Raw genomic sequence first — 20,087 nt, 5'->3', positions numbered from 1 at the left:
TCAGCCGCGCTCGGCCTTGGCGGCGATGACCTCGCGGGCGAGCTGACGGTAGTTGCGGGCGCCGGAGGAGGCCGGGTCGAGGCTGGTGATCGGCGAGCCGGCCACCGTGGACTCGGGGAACTTGACCGTCTTGGTGATGACGGTCTGGTAGACCTTGTCGCCGAACGCCTCGACCACGCGCTGCAGCACCTGGCGGCAGTGGGTGGTGCGGGAGTCGTACATGGTGGCGAGGATGCCCTCGAGCTCGAGGTCGAAGTTGAGCCGCTCGCGCACCTTGTCGATGGTGTCGAGCAGCAGCGCCACGCCGCGCAGCGAGAAGAACTCGCACTCGAGCGGGATGAGCACGCCGTGCGCGATGGTCAGCGCGTTGATCGCCAGCAGGCCCAGCGAGGGCTGGCAGTCGATCAGGATGAAGTCGTACTCCTTGCGGACCGAGCGCAGCGCCCGGGCCAGCGCCATCTCGCGGGCGACCTCGTTGACCAGCTGGATCTCGGCGGCCGACAGGTCGATGTTGGCCGGAAGCAGGTGCAGGCCGGCCACGTCGGTCTTGATGATCACGTCTTCGGTGGCCACGTCGTCCTGCATGAGCAGGTTGTAGATGCTCAGGTCGAGGTTGTGCGGGTTGACGCCGAGGCCCACCGAGCAGGCGCCCTGGGGGTCGAAGTCGACGAGGAGGACCTTCCGCCCGTACTCCGCGAGGGCCGCGCCCAGGTTGATGGTGGTCGTCGTCTTGCCGACGCCACCCTTCTGGTTGGCCAGGGCGATGATCCGCGCGGGGCCGTGCCGGTGCGTCGGCATCGGCTCGGGGATGGGGCGGCGCATCGTGTACGCCGTGGGGTCGGCCGGGCCCAGGTCAGCGCCGAGATCGAGCGAGCCCTGCTGCTCTCGCAAAGCGGAGGTCCAGGCCTCCGCCCGTGAATCGTTGCTTGACAACTGCCTTCGCCCCCTTCCGACTCGCGCAGCCGGAGCCGATGCCCGACTGTACGCCACGCGCGCCGCGCGATCGGGGTGCCTGTCCGGCGTGTCGCCATCTATGGGTGCGCAGCGTCTAACGAGCGCGAGGGTGAGCGGTCGCGTACACCTCGCGGAGCCGCTCGACGGTCACCAGCGTGTACACCTGCGTCGTCGTCACCGAGGCGTGCCCGAGCAACTCCTGCACGACCCGAACGTCGGCGCCGCCGTCGAGCAGATGGGTCGCGTAGGAATGGCGCAGCGTGTGCGGGCTGACGGCCAGAATGCCGGCCGTTCCGGCGGCGCGGTGCAGGATCGTCCACGCGCTCTGCCGCGACAGCCGTCCGCCCCGAGCGTTCAGGAAGACGGCCGGCGTGCCCTTCCCCTTGGCCGCGAGCGCCGGTCTCCCCCGTACGAGATAGGCATCGATCGCGGCCTTGGCGTAACCGCCCACCGGAACCACCCGCGTGCGCCCGCCCTTGCCATGCAGGACCGCCGCCGGTTCGCCGGCCAGGTCGAGGTCGTCGATCGCCGCACCCACGGCCTCGGAGATCCGCGCCCCGGTGCCGTAGAGGAACTCCAGCAGAGCCTTGTCCCGCAGGCCGAGCGGCGTGTCCTCGCCGGGGACCGCGAGCAGCCGCTCGACCTGGTCGACGTCGAGCGCCTTGGGCAGCCGCTTGGGCGGGGCGGGCGGCTTGACCTCGGCGGCCACGTTCACCGCGACCAGCCCCTCCCGGGCGGCGAACCGGTGCAGCCCCCGCACGGCGCTGATGGCCCGCGCCGCGCTCGCCGACGCCAGCCCGTCCTCGCGCAGCTCCGCGAGATGACCGGTGACGTCGGCAGCACGCACGTCGCCCAGCGAATCGATGCCCGACGAGGCCAGGGCCCGCGCGTAGCGGTCGAGATCGCGCCGGTACGAGGCGAGCGTGTTGCGCGACAACCCACGCTCGACGGTCAGATGGTCGAGGTAGGCGTCGATCGCGCGGTCGATGCTCAGCTGATCACCTCGGCCGTGGGCAGGACCGGCATGCCGTGCGCCTCCGCGACCGGTCCGTAGGTCACGTTCCCGTCGAACGTGTTGAGGCCGAGGGCGAGCGCGGGATCGGCTTTCAGCGCCGCGCGCCAGCCCAGGTTGGCCAGCTCCAGAGCGTACGGCAGAGTGACGTTGGTGAGTGCGTAGGTGCTCGTGTGCGGGACCGCGCCGGGCATGTTGGCCACGCAGTAGAACATCGACTCGTGCACGCGGTAGACCGGGTCGGCGTGCGTGGTCGGCCGCGAGTCCTCGAAGCAGCCGCCCTGGTCGATGGCGATGTCGACGAGCACGCTGCCCGGCTTCATCCGGCTCACGAGCTGGTTGGAGATCAAGTTCGGGGCCTTCGCGCCGGGGACCAGCACGGCGCCGATCACCAGGTCCGCGTCCAGGACGGCCTTTTCGATCTCGTACGCGTTGGAAGCGATCGTTTGAAGATGACCGCGATAGTCGGCGTCGGCAGCGCGCAGCTTGTAGATGTTGCGGTCCAGGACGAGCACCTCGGCCTGCATGCCGAGCGCGATGGCGGCCGCGTTCATCCCGGAGACGCCGGCGCCGATGACCACCACCTTGGCCGCGTAGACGCCCGGGACGCCGCCCATCAGCACGCCGCGACCGCCGCCCGAGGCCATCAGATGGTACGAGCCGACCTGCGGCGCGAGCCGGCCGGCGACCTCGGACATCGGGGCGAGCAGTGGCAGCGACCGATCGGGGAGCTCCACCGTCTCGTACGCGATCCCGGTGACCCGCCGGTCGACGAGCGCGTCGGTGCACTCCTTCGACGCCGCGAGGTGCAGATAGGTGAACAGGACCTGGCCGGGCCGCATCCGCGGGTACTCCTCGGCGATCGGTTCTTTCACCTTGAGAATCAGTTCGCCGGTCTCCCAGATGTCGCCGGCGGTGGGCAGGATGGTCGCTCCGGCGGCCTGATAGTCACCGTCTGTGATCGACGATCCGGTACCGGCGCCCGACTGCACGTAGACCTCGTGCCCCGATCGGGCGAATTCGTAGACTCCGGCCGGGGTGATGGCCACCCGGAACTCATTGTTCTTGATCTCGGTGGGAATGCCGACCTTCACAGCCGACACCGTCCTTTCTCAACGCTGAGTGACGTCCCGTCTTGCCGCAGAGTACCCCTCACCCGGGCCGACCTACGACCGATTCGTCCGGGTTTCGGAGATCGAACTGTGTCGCGGTAGCAAATAGACGGTGAGGTAGCTTTCTCTCATGCCAGTGGATCTCAACACCTCGGTGCCGCACTCGGCCCGGATCTACGACTACCTGCTGGGCGGCAAGGACAACTTCGAGGCGGACCGCGCGGCCGCCGCCGCCATCGTCGAGTCGTCACCGAGCCTGCCGATCTCCATGCGGGCGAACCGGCAGTACATGGCCCGGGTGGCCCACTACCTGGCCGCCGAGCGCGGGATCCGGCAGTTCCTCGACATCGGCACCGGCCTGCCCACCTCGCCCAACCTGCACGAGGTGGTCCAGGGCGTCGACGCGACCTCCAAGATCGTGTACGTGGACAACGACCCGATCGTGCTCGTGCACGCCCGGGCGCTGCTCACCTCGTCGCCGCAGGGCTCCACCGCGTACCTCGACGCCGACCTGCGCGCCGTCGAGCAGATCCTCTCCTCCCCCGAGGTGAAGCAGAACGTCGACTTCACCCGGCCGGTCTCGGTCAGCCTCATCGCGGTCCTGCAGTTCATCACCGACGAGGACGAGGCCCACCGGATCATCGACGGACTGCTCGAGCCGTTCCCGGCCGGCAGCACCCTGTCGATCTCGACAGTGACCGCGCACAACCCGCAGGCCGTGCAGGCCGCGGCGACGTACCGGGCCCGCGGCATCGCCGCCAAGGAGCGCACCGACGACGAGGTGACCGCCCTGTTCCGCGGCCTCGACCTGGTCGAACCGGGCGTGGTCCTGGTCAACCGCTGGCGCCCGGACGCCGAGGCGGCGGCCATCGAGGACACTCACGTCCAGATGTCGGGCGGGGTCGCCGTCAAGCATTGACCCCTACTCGACCAGCCAGCGGCCCTTCTGGTCGCGCCAGCCCTTCGCGAGGCGGCCCGCGGGGAAGGGGCCGACCTGGCGGCGGGGCGGCAGCGTCGCGTCGAGCTCGACCATGTACGCGTCGGACGGCATGTTCTCGCGGTGCTCGACCGCGGCGATCCGGCCGTAGTGCTGGAAGTTCAGGATGTACGGGTCCGCGTCGTACGGAGGAAGCACCGTGACTAGGTCACCCACCTTGAACGAGTCGTTCCTGGGTGGGCCGGCATGCGGCATCGTCGCCTCCCTGAGCTGCGTTACCTACAAAATGTAGGACCCGCAAACGTTCAAGGAAAGTCACCGGTCGGTCACTGATCGAAAACCTCCGCGCGGTTTTCTTGACTCATTCCAGAAAACAGGCAAGACTTCTGCCCGTGCGAAGTGCGTTCGAAGCCGAGCCTCTGCTGCGCGCAGCCGCGCTGCGCGTGACCCGGCCCCGGGTGGCGGTCCTGACCGCCGTGCACGACCACCCGCACGCCGACACCGACTCGATCGTCCGCCGGGTCCGCGCGGCGATCGGCGACGTGTCCACCCAGGCGGTCTACGACGTGCTGCGGGCGCTGACCGCGGCGCGCCTGGTGCGGTGCATCGAGCCGGCCGGCTCGGTGGCCCGCTACGAGACCCGGGTCGCCGACCACCATGACCACCTCGTGTGCCGGTCGTGCGGCGACATCGTCGACGTCGACCGCGCCGCGGGCGAGGCGCCCTGTCTCACCGCCACCGGCGATCACGGCTTCACCGTCGATGAGGCCGAGGTCGTCTTCTGGGGGCTCTGCCCCGCCTGCGCACGACTTCCCCCTGTTGACCGAAACCGCTAAGGACGGGAATCACCGAATGTCAGACCAAGGCAAGTGCCCGGTCGCGCACGCCTCGCACGGCGGCCGCAGCAACCGTGAGTGGTGGCCGAACCTGCTGGACCTGAGCGTCCTGCACCAGAACCCGCCGGCGGGCGACCCGATGGGCGCCGGCTTCGACTACGCGGCGGAGTTCGGCTCGCTCGACCTCGCGGCCGTGAAGGCCGACCTCAACGAGGTGCTGACCTCGTCGCAGGACTGGTGGCCGGCCGACTTCGGGCACTACGGCCCGCTGTTCATCCGGATGGCCTGGCACAGCGCCGGCACGTACCGGACCTTCGACGGCCGCGGCGGCGGTGGCTCCGGCGACCAGCGCTTCGCCCCGCTCAACAGCTGGCCCGACAACGGAAACCTGGACAAGGCGCGCCGCCTGCTCTGGCCGGTGAAGAAGAAGTACGGCAAGAAGATCTCCTGGGCCGACCTGATGATCCTGGCCGGCAACGTGGCCCTCGAGTCGATGGGCTTCAAGACCTTCGGCTTCGCCGGCGGCCGCGCCGACGTCTGGGAGCCGGAGCAGATCAACTGGGGCACCGAGGACACCTGGCTCGGCGACAAGCGCTACAGCGGCGACCGTCAGCTGGACAGCCCGCTCGGCGCGGTCCAGATGGGCCTCATCTACGTCAACCCCGAGGGCCCGAACGGCAACCCGGACCCGCTGGCCGCCGCCCGCGACATCCGCGAGACGTTCGGCCGGATGGCCATGAACGACGAGGAGACGGTCGCGCTGATCGCCGGCGGTCACACGTTCGGCAAGACGCACGGCGCCGGCCCGGCCGCCCACGTCGGCGCCGAGCCCGAGGGCGCGCCGCTGCAGGCCGAGGGCCTGGGCTGGATCAGCACGTACGGCACCGGCAAGGGCGCCGACGCGATCACCAGCGGCCTCGAGGGCACCTGGACCCCGACCCCGATCACCTGGGACAACTCGTTCTTCGACGTGCTTTTCAAGTACGAGTGGGAGCTGTCGGAGAGCCCGGCCGGCGCGAAACAGTGGGTGCCGACCGACCCGGCCGCCGCGGGCACCGTGCCGGACGCGTTCGACGCCGAGAAGCGCCACGTCCCGGTCATGCTCACGACCGACCTGGCGCTGCGGGTGGACCCGATCTACGGCCCGATCTCGCGCCGGTTCTACGAGAACCCGGAGGAGTTCGCGCTCGCCTTCGCGAAGGCCTGGTACAAGCTGACCCACCGCGACATGGGCCCGATCGCCCGCTACCTGGGCCCCGAGGTGCCGGCCGGGCACGAGCTCTGGCAGGACCCGGTACCGGCCCCGACCGGCGAGCCGCTCGGCGCCGACGACATCGCGGCGCTCAAGCAGGCGATCCTCGCGTCCGGCCTGACCGTCTCCGAGCTGGTGTCGACCGCGTGGGCGTCGGCCGCGACGTTCCGTGGCACCGACAAGCGCGGCGGCGCGAACGGCGCCCGGATCCGGCTCGCCCCGCAGAACGCGTGGGAGGTCAACGAGCCGGCGAAGCTGTCGAAGGTGCTCGGCACCCTCGAGGGCATCCAGCGGCAGTTCAACGCCGGCGCCAAGCAGGTCTCGCTGGCCGACCTGATCGTGCTGGGCGGCGCCGCGGCCGTGGAGAAGGCGGCCCGGGACGGCGGCGTCGAGGTCGAGGTGCCGTTCGCGCCGGGCCGCACCGACGCGACGCAGGAGTGGACCGACGTCGAGTCGTTCTCGGTGCTCGAGCCGGCCTACGACGGCTTCCGCAACTACCTCGGCAAGGGACACACCCGCCCGACCGAGCAGCTGCTGGTCGACCGGGCGCAGTTCCTGACGCTGACCGCGCCGGAGATGACCGTCCTGGTCGGCGGCCTGCGGGTGCTGGGCGCCAACCACGAGCAGTCGGCGCACGGCGTGTTCACCGACCGGCCGGGCGTGCTCAGCAACGACTTCTTCGCGAACCTGGTCGACTTCGGCGCCGTGAAGTGGTCGCCGGTCGGTGAGGACGAGGAGATCTTCGAGGGCCGGGACGCCGCGACCGGCGCGGTGCGGTGGACGGCGACCCGGGCCGACCTGGTCTTCGGCTCGAACTCGCAGCTGCGCGCGCTGGCCGAGGTCTACGCGACCGACGACGCCCAGGAGAAGTTCGTCCGCGACTTCGTCGCCGCCTGGGTGAAGGTCTCGAACCTCGACCGGTTCGACATCTGACAAACGGAATCGAGGGGCCGTTCGTACCGTCCACATGGTACGAACGGCCATCCTCGGCAATGATCTTCATCGAAATAGAAGATCACCCCCGTGAGGCGTGATGGCGGGTAGGGGCCCGCCTCACAACCCTTGGGGGGCACACATTGTTCAGCACGACTCGATCGCGCGTGCGCGCGCTTGCCGTGGCCGGCATGGCCGCCGTGGTAGCCGCCGTCGGCGCGGTCAGCTACAACGCGTCGGCCGCTGAGGTCACCGACGCCCGCAGCGTGGCCGTCCCGGCGATCGCCACGATCATCAAGCCGCCGCCCGGCTCCCGGCCGATCGGCGCGTACGTCGTCACGAAGGGCACCCAGAGCTACACCTGCGGGGCCGACGGGGTCTACCCGACGACGACGTCGGTGCCCGAGGCGCAGCTCATCGGCACCGGCGGCCGGATACACCACTTCGCCGGCCCGAGCTGGCAGTCGCTGCGGGACGGCTCGCTGGTCACCGCGGTCCGCCTGCAGTCCTCGCCGCGCGAAGGGGCGATCGCGGAGCTGCTGCTGCAGGTCAACTCGCACAGCGGCAAGGGGATCCTGAGCAAGGCCGACTACATCAACCGGCTGTACACGTCGGGCGGCCTCGCCCCGGCCGGCTCCTGCACGCCCGGGCAGATCGCGAGCGTCCCGTACGGCGCGGTCTATGTGTTCTGGGACGACCCGGCGGTCTGAATCCAGAACCTGAGCCCGAGTGACTCGTCGGTGAAGACGCGGGCGTCCGGCCCCGGTTCGCCCGGACCGAACGCCGTCGCGAGCACCTCGTCGGCGACCAGGCCCGCATGCTCGGTGAGAGCGAGCGCGGTCTGGTCGTCGGCGGTGGCGTACCGCAGCGCGATCCGGTCGGCCACGTCGAGGCCGCTGGCCTTGCGCGCCTCCTGGATCTGGCGGATCGCCTCCCGGGCCCGGCCCGCGCGCAGCAGCTCCGGCGTGAGCTCGAGGTCGAGCGCGACCGTGGCGCCGGCATCGGAGGCGACGGCCCAGCCCTGACGCGGCGTCTCGGTGATGATCACCTCGTCGGGACCGAGGGTGACGGTCTCGCCGTCGACGGTCAGTGACGCGGAACCGGTGGCGCGAAGATCCGCGGCGAGCGCCGCGGCGTCGGAACGAGCGATTTCCCGCGCGATCTCCTGCACTCGCTTCCCGAAACGCTTTCCGAGCGTACGGAAATTGGCCTTGGCCTGGGAATCGACAAGCGAACCGGTGAGCGGGGCGATCTCGCCGACGTTGAGCTCGGCGGCGATCTCGGCGAGCAGCTCGCCCGGCAGGCCGTCCGCCGAGACCAGCGCGCGCGACAGCGGCTGGCGCACCTTCAGGCCCGACTCGGCGCGGGCGGCGCGGCCGAGCTCGACGAGCCGGCGCGCGACCGCCATCCGCGCGGACAGCTCGGGATCGCGCAGTTCCGGGGACGCCACCGGGAACGCGGCCAGGTGGACCGACTCCGGCGCCTCCGGCTCGACCGGTCTCACGAGGTCCTGCCAGACGCGCTCGGTCACGAACGGGGTCAGCGGCGCCATCAGCAGCGTCACGGTCCGCAGCGCCTCGTGCAGGGTCGCGAGGGCGGCCGGGTCGCCGCGCCAGAAACGGCGGCGGCTGCGGCGCACGTACCAGTTGGAGAGGTCGTCGACGAACGCGGCCAGCAGCCGGCCGGTCTCCTGGGTGTCGAAGTCGGCCAGCGCGGCGTCGACCTTCTCCACCAGCGCGGCCAGCTCGGAGAGCACCCAGCGGTCGAGGACCGGCCGCTCGGCGGGCGCGGGGTCATCACCGGACGGCGTCCAGCCGGCGGTGCGGCCGTAGAGGGCCTGGAACGCGACCGTGTTCCAGTAGGTCAGCAGGATCTTGCGGACGACCTCCTGCAGCGCGGTGTGCCCGACGCGCCGCGCCGACCAGGGCGAGCCGACCGCGGCCATGAACCAGCGGACCGCGTCGGCGCCGTGCGTGTCCATCAGCGGGATCGGCTCGAGGATGTTGCCGAGGTGCTTGGACATCTTGCGGCCGTCCTCGGCCAGGATGAGGCCGAGGCAGACGACGGTCTCGTAGGACGAACGGCCGAACACCAGCGTGCTCACGGCCATCAGCGTGTAGAACCATCCGCGGGTCTGGTCGATCGCCTCGGAGATGAACTGCGCGGGGAAGCGCTTCTCGAAAAGATCCTTGTTCCGGTACGGGTAGCCGAACTGCGCGAAGGGCATCGAGCCGGAGTCGTACCAGGCGTCGATGACCTCCTCCACTCTTGTCGCCTCCTCCCGACATTCCGGGCAGCTGAACGTGACCTCGTCGATGAACGGCCGGTGCGGGTCCAACTCCGACAGATCCTGGCCTGTCAGGCGGCTGAGCTCCTCGCGCGAGCCGACGCAGGTGAGGTGGCCTTCGGCGCAGCGCCAGATCGGCAGCGGCGTGCCCCAGTAGCGGTTCCTCGACAGCGCCCAGTCGACGTTGTTGACCAGCCAGTCCCCGTACCGCCCGTGCTTGACGTTCTCCGGCTGCCAGGTGGTCTTCTCGTTCTCCCGCAGCAGGTCATCCCGTACGGCGGTGGTGCGCACGTACCAGGAGGGCATCGCGTAGTAGATCAGCGCGGTGTGGCAGCGCCAGCAGTGTGGGTACTGGTGCTCGTAGGGCTCGTGCCGCCACAGCAGGCCGCGCTCGCGCAGGTCGGTGACCAGCGGCTCGTTCGCCGCCCGGAAGAACAGGCCGCCCACCAGCGGGATCTCCGCCTCGAAGGTGCCGTCCCGGCGCACGGGGTTGACCAGCGGCAGGCCGTACGCGCGGCAGTTGGCGAGGTCGTCCGGGCCGAACGCCGGGGACTGATGGACCAGTCCGGTGCCGCTGTCGGTGGTCACATAGGTAGCCAGGATGACGATATGAGCATTGGGCACCTGGACCAGGTCGAACGGTGGCTGGTAGGACCAACGCTCCATCTCGCGGCCCGTGAACTGCTCGCCCGTTGTCTCCCAGCCGGCCGGGAGAAGGGGTTCCGCCACGACGATCCGCTCCTTGCCGTCGGTGGCGACGACATAGGTCACGTCCGGATGCACGGCCACCGCGGTGTTGGAGACCAGCGTCCACGGGGTTGTCGTCCAGACCAGCAGACTTGCTTTCCCCGCGAGCGGACCCGAGGTGAGCGGCAGACGGACATAGACCGCCGGGTCGACGTCGGTCTCGTACCCCTGGGCCAGCTCGTGATCGGAGAGCGTGGTCTGGTCGCGCGGGCACCACGGCGCGACCCGGAAGTCCTCGACCAGCAGCCCCTTGTCGAAGATCTGCTTCAGCGACCACCAGACCGAGTCGATGTAGTCCGGGTCCATCGTCCGGTACGCCTCGTCGAGGTCGACCCAGTAGCCCATCCGCTCGGTGAGCTCGGCGAACGCGTCCGTGTGCCGGGTGACCGACTCGCGGCATCGTTGGTTGAAGTTCGCGATCCCGTACGCCTCGATGTCCTTCTTGCCGGTGAAGCCGAGCTCCTTCTCGACGGCGAGCTCGACCGGCAGCCCGTGGCAGTCCCAGCCGGCCTTGCGCTCGACGTGGAAGCCCTTCATCGTCCGGTACCGCGGGAACACGTCCTTGAAGACGCGGGCCTCGATGTGGTGGGCGCCGGGCCGGCCGTTCGCGGTCGGCGGCCCCTCGTAGAACACCCACTCGGGGCGGCCGCGGGTCTGCTCGAGGCTGCGGGCGAAGATGTCTTCCCGCCGCCAGAAGCCGAGGATCTCGTGGTCGAGCACGGGCAGGTCGACCTGGGCCGGCACCGGGCGGTACATCGCATTTCCTCCGTCGGTCATCGTTGCCACCAACGGAGGGACGAGGCGGCGAGGCCCCGCGGTACCACCCTCCTTGGCCGTGCGCCGGGCACGACCCTCTCTCGGTGCTGCGGCCGGCTCTACTCGGCCCGCGCGCGGGCCTTTCCTCCGGCGGCTCCGGGGTGATTTTCGCGCCGCGCACTCCCCCGGGCTTCCACCGTCCCCGGGTCTCTCTCGGCTGCGTGCGGCGGTACTCGTCCCCATCAACGCCTGCGCCGTCATGCTACCGCTCGCCAAAACCGATTAACGTCTCAGCGGGCCGAGCCGACCGCTGCCGCCCCTCCCCGTTTGTTGGGGCACGCTCCCTAACATCGGCGGGTACCATGGCTTCATGCCCGGAACGGCCGGCGAGCGACGCCCACGACGAAGCGCGGCGGAGACCCGTGCGCACATCCTCGACGTGGCCGATCGGCTCTTCTACTGGGACGGCCTGCACAACACCGGGGTCGACAAGGTCGCCCGGGCGGCGGACATCGCCCCGACCACGCTCTACCGTTCCTTCGCCGACAAGGACGACCTGGTCGCCGCCTACGTCGAGCGCGCCGACCTGCTCACCCGCGAATGGATCGACGCGGCGATCGCGGCGTCGGACGGCACTCCCCGGTCAGCGATCCTCGCCGTCTTCGCCGGGCTGCGACCGCGGCTCGCACCGGCCGTCTACCGGGGCTGCGCCTGCCAGATGACGCTGGCCGAATATCCCGACGCGGAATCCGCGCCCCATCGCAACGCCGTGGCGGCCAAGGATTGGTTGCACGATCGGTTCGCCGGGCTGCTGGCGGACGCCGGCGTCGACGACCCCGGCGGCTTGGCGGGCCAGCTGATGGTGATCTACGACGGAGCGCTTGCCTCCGCGCAGCGTCTCCGTAGCGCGGAGCCCGCGCTGCACGCCGGCCGCCTCGCCGAGGTGCTGCTCGACAGCCGGGACCTGTAGGCACACGCGGACAAGTCCGGGCGGCGCCGTCGGCCCGGCCACGGCGATCAGACGTTCTTGATGATGCCTCCGTCGATGAGATATTCCGCGCCGGTGATGTTGTTCGGCGAGGCGACGAACGTGATGAGCCGGGCCACCTCGTCCGGCGTCGTGAGCCGGCCGGTCGAGGCACCGAGCGCGCCCTGCAACTGCGCCGAGAAGGTCTCGTGCGCGACCCCCTGGCGCCGGGCGAGCTGCCCGATGAAGCCGTCGGGATCCGTCCACAAACCGGTGCTCACCCCACCCGGCGCCACGGTCACGGCCCGGACGCCCCGGCCGCCGTACTGCTCGGCGATCACCTTGGTCAGGGCATTCAGAGCCGCCTTCGACACGTTGTAGTGCGCGGGACCGGCACTGACCAGGCGCGCACCGGCCGAGGAAACGTTGACGACGACGCCGTGCCGCTCGACCAGGCTGGGCAGCAGTGCGCGGGTGACCCGCAGCGCGCTGTAGAAGTGCAGGTCGAAGACGTCCTGCCAGTCGCTGTCGGGCAGGTCCGCCAGGCTCTTCACGGCGGCGTCGGCGAGCTTGTCCGCGTCACCGATGCCGACGTTGTTGACGAGCACATCGACGCCGCCGAGCTCGGCCAGCGCCCGGGTGGCGAGCTCGGTGGCGCCCTCCGGGGTGGCGAGGTCGACGGTGACGGGCACGGCCGCTGTCGCCCCGAGCTCGGCCGTGATCGTCCGGGACCCGGTCACGACCCGCATCCCCTCGGCAAGCAGGTCCCGCACGACCGCCAGGCCGATGCCCTTGCTGCCGCCGGTGACGACGGCGGTCTTGCCGGCCAGCTGAAGATCCATCTGTTCCCCCTGTTGTTCGCCCGATCGAACAACACCGTAGCATTGCAAGGGAACGATCCCTAACATTTGCTTCGCGGGATGCGAGGACCATTCGCGGACGCCGTCGACCACCGCGGGCTGGGCGACGCAGGGAAGCCCGGACCCCACCACCCGCGGCTCGACTGAACCGCGGGTGCCTACGAGACGGTGAAGGCGAACGCGTAGGGCTCCCGGATCGGCACACTTCCCGCCCCGGTGCTGCTGACGTTGGCGACCATGCCGGTGTAGCTGCCCGGGGGCAGGGGCTCGGACGGGGTCCAGACCAGCACGCCCGGCGAGGTCTCGGTGACCGTGCCGCCGACGGTGCCGAAGACGCCACTCACCTCGACCGAGCCGGTGAAGTCGGCGCCGGTGGGCTGGACGTCGCGCTCGAAGTTCACGGTGACCGCGGTGGCAGTGGCGCTGGTGGAGACGACGAGCGGGTCGCGCCAGTACTGGACGGCCAGGTGGTTGTCGGGCACGCCGGGCACGCCCCACTGGGTGGACGTGTCGTCGACCACCATGGTCTGGGTGATGCCGCCGTCGACGACCACGTCGCGGTTGGTGGTGCCCACGATCGAGCCCCAGTCCTCCACGGTCTCCCACGTGCCGCGGGTGTACTTGTACTGGATGTCGGTGCCGTCCAGCACGCTGACCGTGGCCTCCCAGATACCGTTGCCGCGGTTGGTCATCGCGACCTTGCCGGGGTCCCACGGCCCGAGCTGATCGATGTTCCCGGGCACGTAGAGGGTGGCGTCGGCCGGCGTGCCCGGCGGCGCGAGCACGCGGAAGGTGACCGCGACCGGGCGGACGGGCACGGTGAGTGCCGCGGGCACGCTGGTCGCCGTGCCGTCCGGGTTCTTGTAGGCGACCCGCGCGATCACATTGGCCGTACGGGGCGAATCGCCGGCGGGCGTCACGTCGTAGGTCACGGTGAACGTCGCGCCGGCCGCCAGCGAGGACTTCGTCGTGCTCGTCCGCGGCTCGATCACCCAGCCGGCCGGTGTCGCGACGCTCGCGGCGAGGTTGCGGATCGTGCCCGGCCCGGCGTTGCGCACGGTCGTCACCAGGCGGCTGGTGGCGCCGGACTGCAGGCCGTCGGGCGCCTCGAAGGTAACGTCGACGGCGGGCTGCTGCGCCACGGTGAGCTGGTCGCCGTCGTGCGTGACGGTCACCGACCGGCCGCTCGCCGTCGCCGGAACGGCCACCGTGAGCAGGTGTTTCTTGGCGTCGTAGGTGAACGAGGCGCGGCGCCCGCCGACGGTGACCGTGTGCGGACGGCTCACCCCGGCGAAGGCGACGCTGTAGCTGCGCGCGGCCGGAGCGCCCGGGTAGCTCCCGTAGACCGGCCCGACGGTCAGCGAGGACGTGCGGCCCTCGTCGTACCGGACCGGGATTCGCTGGTACTGCCCCAGCTTGTAGCCGAGGCCGTCACCGGCGTCCTGGTAGACGCTCGTGTAGCCGTCCGCGTGCGGGTAGGCCGTGAGCGTCAGCCGGTCCTTCGGCTGCCCGGCCACGTTCGCCGTGCCCTGGGCCTGGGCCACGATGCCGCCGGCCCGCACGTAGACGGGCATGTGGTCGGGGGTGGCGCCGACCGTGCGCGTGGCCGGCCCGCGGAAGGTCGCGCCGGTGAAGAAGTCGGTCCAGGTGCCGGGCGGGAACCACACCGAGGTGGTGGTGCTCAGCCCGGGCGTGGTGACCGGCGCGACGAGCAGGTCGTCGCCCAGCAGGTATTGCGTGTCGTGTTGGTACGCCTCGTTCAGCTCGGGCCATTGGAGGTAGAGCGCCCGGGCCATCGGCACGCCGGTGTCGTAGCTCTCCCGCGCCGCCGTGTACAGATAGGGCACCAGCGACTCGCGCAGGCGCAGGAAGTCGGCGGTCGAGCCGCTGACCGCGTCCGAGTACTCCCAGGGGAGCCGGTCGCCGTGGTCGGAGTGCAGCCGCAGGATCGGCTGGAACGCGCCCAGCTGCACCCAGCGCAGATAGAGGTCGTCGGGCAGGTGCTTGCCGGCGAAGCTGCCGATGTCGTGGCTGACGTACGGCTCGCCGATGCTGGCGCCCTCGGCCGGGGTCATCTTGGCCGCGAACGCGAGCGTCGCGAAGTCGGGCCGGGTGTCGCCGGTGAAGTGCACGGTGCTGCGGTGCTCGGCCCACGGGCCGGAGCCGCCGGGCACCGTGTAGGCCGGGAAGGACGACCCGATCCGCGACAGCGAGAAGCCGCGCTGGCCGCGGGCGTCGCCGTCGCGCTTGTACAGCTCGTTGACCCAGCTGTCGGCGGTGACGCCGGGCGTGCTCACCACGCTGTCGTCGCAGCAGTAGTCGAGCCACCACTGCCGGACGCCCTGCGCCTCGAACGGGTCGTGCAGCGACTCGAAGGCGGCCGCCTGGTCGGCGTCGCCCCAGTCGAACCGGTACGGGTTCGGCGCGAAGCTGCTGGTGGCGGGGGCCAGCTTGTCTTTCGCGATCGCCTGCGCGGCCGCGAAGCGGGGGTCGTCGCCACTGATCGCGGCGTGGACGTTCAGCGTGGCGTTGATGCCCTGCTGTTTCAGCTCGGCCAGGAACGCGTCGGGGTCGGGGAAGAGGCTCGAGTTCCAGTTCCACCCGGCCCAGGAGTTCGGCGCCTTCCAGTCGGTGTCGATGACCAGCGAGTCGAGGGGCACGTTGTGCTGCTTGAAGGCGGGCAGCAGCTGGGTGCGGTAGTCGGCGGTGCTGTACGCCTGGTACTTCGAGAACCACGTGCCGAAGGCCCATTCCGGCGGGAGCAGCGAGGGGCCGGTGAGCGTACGCAGGTCGGACAGCCCGCGCTGGTAGTCGTGGCCGTACCCGAAGAGGTAGCCGTCCTGGTAGTAACCCGAGTGCGCGGGGCGCGCGGTGAGCCAGTCGTCGCCGGTGCGCAGCGCGGTGGCGGTGTCGTCCAGCAGGTACCACCCGCCGCGGTTGAGCATGCCGGGGTGCAGGGTGAGCTGGTCGACCGGGCCGGCCTGGCCGGCGTAGTAGTCGAGACCCCGGTACCACCCGCCGAGCGTGTCGTCGCGGACCGGGGTGCCGAACGCGGGGTGCACGCTGACCCGGCGGCCGGCGACGGTGAGGTCGAGCGTCGTGTTCGCGTCCGTTACCGGGCCGCTGTCGAGGCGGTAGTGGAGAGTGACCGCGCCGGTGTCGACCCGCAGCTCGCCGGCGGCCGTGCTCGCCCGGAACCAGGTGTAGCCCGGTGAGCGGTCGATCGCGTTGAACGTCGGGCGGTCCTCGAAGGCGTCGGCCTCCGAATACTCCAGGCGCAGCAGCGTGGGGCTCAGCACTTGGACGCGCAGGTGACCGGAGCGCACGGTCTGGCCCTGGATCTGAGCGGCCGGCGGCGCGGCGAGCGCGGCGGCCGGTGCCACTCCGAAGCCGAGCAGGACCGCCAGGAAGACGGCGACACGCTTGACCATCACGAACCCCCGATCGGGTTGGTTCCCGAATGACAGTGGAGCCTTCCCCTGGGGGAGAGTCAATAGCGCGGCGTCAATATGGGCCGAACGCCCGGGTCCGTGTGGACCCGGGCATTCGGGCGCAGTCAGTTGGAGACCGTCGCCAGGCGACTCTTGAGGCCTTGGCCGTAGTTGGTGGCCGTGCCGTTGTAGTCGCTGATCAGCGAGGGGCCGCTCGAGCAGTCCCAGGTGTTCCAGGTCCAGCCGAGGTACCCGATGCTGTGCGAGTCGGCCCAGTTCATGAGCCCGTCGACGAACCCGTGGGCGCAGTCGTTCTCGCCGATCTCGGTGAGCGTGACCGGGACGGTCTGTGCGGTGGTGCCGATCTGACTGTCCCAGCAGGACGTGTTCGCGCAGGTGTTGAAGTTGTAGATGTGCGCGAACGCGGCCAGGTTGTTCTGCGGGTCGGTGGGCTTGTAGGTCAGCCATTGGCTCATGTTGTTCGAGTACGCGAGCCCGCCGATCATGATGACGTTCGTGGCGCCGGTGTTGCGGACCGTCGTGACCAGCGACTGGAAGCCGGCGACCTGGTAGCCGATGCCGGTGCAGGTGCCGCCGTCGCGCCAGCACTTCCAGCCCGACGTGTCGTCGCCGGTGGCCCGCTCCGGGTAGGGCTCGTTGAACAGGTCGAGGACGACCGCGTCGTTGCCCTTGAACGCGTTGGCGACGCCGGTCCAGAACGACGGGGCGTACTGGGCGTCGGGCATCGGCTTCTGGCAGGTCGCCTTGACGTCGCTGCAGCCGGCGGAGTTGCCGGTGTAGAGGCCGTAGCTCCAGTGCATCTCGACGATCGGCGTGATCCCGTTCTGGACGAGCAGGTTCACGTACGTCTTGACCTGGTTCTGGTACGCGGTGCCGCCGTAGGCCGCCGGGACGTCGGCGGTGCCCAGCCAGCACTCCTCGTTGAGCGGCACCCGGACCGCGCGGATCTTCCAGGTGCGCATCGTGGTGATCGAGGCCTGGTCCATCGGGCCGTCCCAGAAGCCGTTGCCCTGGATGCAGGCGAACTCGCCGCCGGAGCGGTTGACGCCGTACAGCTTGATCGTCGCGCCGGTGGACTTGTTGACCAGCTTGTTGCCGGAGACCTTGATCGCCGGCGCGGCCCCGGTGGGAGGCTGCGACGTGGGCGGGGTCGTCGGCGGCGTGGTCGGCTGGGTGGTCGGTGGCGTCGTGGGCTGAGTCGTCGGCGGCGTCGTGGTCGTGCCGCCGGTGCAGGTCACGCCGTTGAGGGTGAAGGAGGCCGGCACCGGGTTGCTGCCGCCCGACGAGCCGATGAAGCCGGCCGAAGTGGTGGCGTTCGTGCCGAGCGAGCCGTTCCAGGTCTCGTTGGCGACGGTCACGTGGGCGCCGGACTGGCTGAACTTGCCGCCCCAGCCCTGCGTGACCTTCTGCGCCGAGTCCGGGAAGTCGAAGCCGAGCGACCAGGAGCTGACCGCGTCACCGAGGTTGGTGATCGCGATGTCGCCCTGGAAGCCGCCCGGCCAGGAGCCGGTGACCTTGTAGGTGACGGAACAGCCGGTGGTGGCCGCGGACGCCGGGGACAACGTCACGGCCAGCGCGCCGGCGGCGACCGGCACAACGGCCGCGGCCAGGCACAACGAGCGAAGTCTCATGGTGAGCCAATCGACGGGGATGATTCTGGGAGCGCTCCCAGATTCGCTCCATCCGACATCGTTGTCAAGCCACGGAATTCCTGTCGTACCCCCGGTCTAGCGTCTCGGTCATGGCAGATTCCTTGCTCTCCCGCCCGGGTGCCGATCTTGCTTTTGCCGTACGGGGGGAGGGCCCGCTCGTCGGTTATTCGCACGGCCTGTTCTTCAGCCGCGCCGCCGAGGACGCGGCCGACCTCGTCGATCTGGCCCCGCTCCTGGCCGAGCGCCGCCTGCTGCGCTATGACGCCCGCGGCCACGGCCGGTCCGGCGGCGAGCCCGACCCCTCTCGGTACACCTGGGACAGCCTCGCCGACGACCTGATCGCGATGGCCGACGAGGTGCGCGGCGGCGAGCCGGTCGACTGGATCGGCCAGTCGATGGGCACCGGCTCGCTGCTGCACGCCGCCGTCCGCTCCCCCGACCGGTTCCGCCGCCTGGTCCTCGAGATCCCGCCGACCACCGGTGAGACCCGCGCCGGCGCGCGGCAGATGTACCGCGACGGCGCCGACTTCGTGGAAAGACAGGGCCGCGAGGCGTGGCTCCGCGGCATGCAGCAGTTCGGCGTCCCCGAGATCCTCGCCGACGTCCCCACCTATCGGTACGTTGCCGACGTGCGCGCCGAGACGCTGCCGTCGGTGCTGCGCGGCGCCGCCCTCACCGACCTGCCGCCGGCCGAGGCGCTGGCCGCCCTGCCCCATCCGGCGCTGATCCTGGCCTGGGAGTCCGATCCGGTGCACCCCGTCTCCACTGCGGAGTTCCTGGTGAAGACCCTGCCCGACGCCCGCCTGCACGTCTCGTCCGACTCCGCCGACGTGCGCACCTGGCCGGCCCGGGTCGCCGAGTTCCTCCGTTCGTGAGGCGGTACAACCATGTACCACACTGATCCGCGACCCGGGTTACGGTTCCGGCATGACTCCACGTCCGACGGCCGACCCTGCCATCGGGGAGCGCATCCGGGCTCGCCGCCTGCTGCGCGGGTGGAGCATGCGGTATTCGGCCAGCCGCGCCGGGATCTCGCACGCCACCTGGAGTCGCATCGAACGGGGGCGGCAGGCGGCGGACAACCGGTTCATGCTGGCCGACATCGCGGCGGCGCTGGAGTGCTCGCCCGCCGACCTGGCGGGCGGCCCGGTGCCGGCCGCCGACCGGGCCGCCGCGGCGGCGCTCGCCGGGGTGCGCGGCATCCGGCAGGCTCTGGTCGACATAGACCTGGCCGAGCCGGCCTCGGCCGCCGCACGGCCGTTCGCCGAACTGGCCGCCACCCTCGAGCTGGCCCGGTCGCTCGACCACGCCTGCGACTACGCCGGCGCGACCCGCCTGCTGCCCGGGCTGATGCGCGACCTGCACGCCGAGACCGCCGGCCCCGACCGCGGCCCGGCCCTACGGCTGCTCTGCGACGCCACCTTCATCGCGTCCTCCCTGCTGCGCAACCTCGGCCACCCGGCCGAGGCGTGGCTGGGCGCCGAGCGCTGCCGGGAAGCGGCCGACGCCACCGGCGATCCCGTCCTCCAGGGGTACGCGGCATACGCGCTCGCCACCGCCGCCAACGAGTGCGGCTCGTTCCAGCGCGGGCTCACCCTCGCCGAGCGGGCCGCCGACGACCTCGGCCGTCACCTGGGCCGTCCGGGCGGCGCCGAGATTCTCGGCTCGTTGCGGCTGGTCTGCGCCTACGCGAGCCTGGGCCGCGACCGCCTCGACGACTGCCGCGGCTGGCTGGCCGACGCGGCCGAGCTCGCCCGCCGCACCGGCGAGACCACGACGATGGGCATGTACTTCGGCCCGACCAACGTGGACCTCTGGCGCATCAGCATCGAGGTCGACCAGGGCGACCCGGCCCGGGCCGCCGAGATCGCCCGGCGCGCCACCCCCGCCGCGATCTCGGCGCCGCAGCGGCAGGTCTACTACTACGCCGACGCGGCCCGCGCCCTGACCGGCGTCGGCGGCAACGACCGCGAGGCGATCCGCTTCCTGCTCACCGCCGAGCGCCTGGCTCCCCAGCACGTCCACACCTCCGACGAGGTACGCGCCGCGACCCGCACCCTCCTGGAACGAGCCCGCACCCGCTCCGCCGGCGCCGACCTGCGCGGCTTCGCCGAACGCATGCGCCTCGACGTCTGACCGCCCACCCCGAGGGCGCGAAACCCGCGGCGGTGCGGCCAGTGGCGCGCCGTGACCGGCGGTGGGTTCGCGTGGCGCGTAGGTCTCGGCGGCCCGCGCGGCGAGCGCACGCTTCTTGGCAGCCTCGTAGGGGTCACCCGGTGGTGAGGCCGGCGCGGTGAGGCCGGCGCGGTCGTGAGGCCGGCGCGGTCGCG

At 70.9% G+C, this 20,087-nt stretch carries 15 protein-coding genes; 7 read left to right on the top strand and 8 right to left on the bottom strand.

Annotated elements, in window-relative coordinates:
- The 3 genes from A3CQ_RS0126770 to ald all read right to left on the bottom strand — a co-directional run bounded on the left by A3CQ_RS0126770 (position 1) and on the right by ald (position 3,060).
- A complete protein-coding gene (locus tag A3CQ_RS0126770) occupies positions 1-933 on the bottom strand; it encodes a ParA family protein (protein WP_026206239.1) in 933 nt (310 codons plus the stop codon).
- A gap of 115 nt (positions 934-1,048) precedes the next feature.
- A complete protein-coding gene (gene xerD, locus A3CQ_RS0126765) occupies positions 1,049-1,948 on the bottom strand; it encodes a site-specific tyrosine recombinase XerD (RefSeq protein WP_026206256.1) in 900 nt (299 codons plus the stop codon).
- Entirely contained in the window at positions 1,945-3,060 is a 1,116-nt protein-coding gene (gene ald / locus A3CQ_RS0126760) for an alanine dehydrogenase (protein ID WP_020514027.1), read from the bottom strand. The genes xerD and ald overlap by 4 nt, the downstream gene beginning before the upstream one ends.
- A 148-nt stretch (positions 3,061-3,208) precedes the next feature.
- Here ald and A3CQ_RS0126755 point away from each other — a divergent pair, with 148 nt between their 5' ends.
- Entirely contained in the window at positions 3,209-3,997 is a 789-nt protein-coding gene (locus A3CQ_RS0126755) for an SAM-dependent methyltransferase (RefSeq protein WP_157296362.1), read from the top strand.
- Positions 3,998-4,000: 3 nt separating this feature from the next.
- Here the strand turns inward: A3CQ_RS0126755 and A3CQ_RS0126750 are convergent, their stop codons facing one another.
- Positions 4,001-4,270, bottom strand: coding sequence for a hypothetical protein (locus tag A3CQ_RS0126750; RefSeq protein ID WP_157296360.1), 270 nt, complete (start codon positions 4,268-4,270; stop codon positions 4,001-4,003).
- Positions 4,271-4,407: 137 nt separating this feature from the next.
- Between A3CQ_RS0126750 and A3CQ_RS0126745 the strand changes: the two genes are divergently transcribed.
- The 3 genes from A3CQ_RS0126745 (at position 4,408) to A3CQ_RS0126735 (ending at position 7,746) form a co-directional block, all read left to right on the top strand.
- The gene (locus tag A3CQ_RS0126745) at positions 4,408-4,851 is read left to right on the top strand and encodes a Fur family transcriptional regulator (protein WP_020514024.1); all 444 of its coding nucleotides are present in this window, start codon (positions 4,408-4,410) and stop codon (positions 4,849-4,851) included.
- Positions 4,760-7,036: a catalase/peroxidase HPI gene (gene katG / locus A3CQ_RS0126740; protein WP_370657624.1), complete on the top strand. Its 2,277-nt coding sequence runs from the start codon at positions 4,760-4,762 to the stop codon at positions 7,034-7,036. The genes A3CQ_RS0126745 and katG overlap by 92 nt, the downstream gene beginning before the upstream one ends.
- Before the next feature lie 191 nt (positions 7,037-7,227).
- A complete protein-coding gene (locus A3CQ_RS0126735; RefSeq protein WP_040432970.1) occupies positions 7,228-7,746 on the top strand; it encodes a DUF3455 domain-containing protein in 519 nt (172 codons plus the stop codon).
- On the opposite strand, the gene ileS is transcribed toward A3CQ_RS0126735, so the two are convergent.
- On the bottom strand, positions 7,716-10,826 hold the full coding sequence (gene ileS / locus A3CQ_RS0126730) for an isoleucine--tRNA ligase (protein WP_020514021.1): 3,111 nt from the start codon (positions 10,824-10,826) through the stop codon (positions 7,716-7,718). The genes A3CQ_RS0126735 and ileS overlap by 31 nt on opposite strands.
- Before the next feature lie 370 nt (positions 10,827-11,196).
- On the opposite strand from ileS, the gene A3CQ_RS0126725 reads away from it, so the two are divergent.
- Positions 11,197-11,796, top strand: coding sequence for a TetR/AcrR family transcriptional regulator (locus tag A3CQ_RS0126725; RefSeq protein WP_211216690.1), 600 nt, complete (start codon positions 11,197-11,199; stop codon positions 11,794-11,796).
- A gap of 47 nt (positions 11,797-11,843) precedes the next feature.
- On the opposite strand, the gene A3CQ_RS0126720 is transcribed toward A3CQ_RS0126725, so the two are convergent.
- The 3 genes from A3CQ_RS0126720 to A3CQ_RS0126710 all read right to left on the bottom strand — a co-directional run bounded on the left by A3CQ_RS0126720 (position 11,844) and on the right by A3CQ_RS0126710 (position 17,736).
- Positions 11,844-12,635 carry an SDR family NAD(P)-dependent oxidoreductase gene (locus A3CQ_RS0126720; RefSeq protein ID WP_020514019.1) on the bottom strand — a complete coding sequence of 264 codons (792 nt, stop codon included), beginning with the start codon at positions 12,633-12,635 and terminating at the stop codon, positions 11,844-11,846.
- 176 nt (positions 12,636-12,811) lie between these two features.
- Positions 12,812-16,084, bottom strand: a complete 3,273-nt coding sequence (locus A3CQ_RS0126715) for a TIM-barrel domain-containing protein (protein ID WP_020514018.1) — start codon at positions 16,082-16,084, stop codon at positions 12,812-12,814.
- 125 nt (positions 16,085-16,209) lie between these two features.
- Positions 16,210-17,736, bottom strand: a complete 1,527-nt coding sequence (locus A3CQ_RS0126710) for a cellulase family glycosylhydrolase (RefSeq protein WP_026206237.1) — start codon at positions 17,734-17,736, stop codon at positions 16,210-16,212.
- A 110-nt stretch (positions 17,737-17,846) separates the two neighbouring features.
- Between A3CQ_RS0126710 and A3CQ_RS0126705 the strand changes: the two genes are divergently transcribed.
- Positions 17,847-18,632: an alpha/beta fold hydrolase gene (locus A3CQ_RS0126705; protein WP_040432913.1), complete on the top strand. Its 786-nt coding sequence runs from the start codon at positions 17,847-17,849 to the stop codon at positions 18,630-18,632.
- A gap of 52 nt (positions 18,633-18,684) precedes the next feature.
- The gene (locus A3CQ_RS0126700; protein WP_040432912.1) at positions 18,685-19,893 is read left to right on the top strand and encodes a helix-turn-helix domain-containing protein; all 1,209 of its coding nucleotides are present in this window, start codon (positions 18,685-18,687) and stop codon (positions 19,891-19,893) included.
- Positions 19,894-20,087: the final 194 nt, after the last annotated feature.

The sequence above is a fragment of the Paractinoplanes globisporus DSM 43857 genome (genome assembly GCF_000379645.1).
Lineage (GTDB): Bacteria > Actinomycetota > Actinomycetes > Mycobacteriales > Micromonosporaceae > Actinoplanes > Actinoplanes globisporus.
The sequence above is the reverse complement of the archived record's forward strand: the minus strand, read 5'-3'. Positions and strand labels throughout refer to the sequence as shown.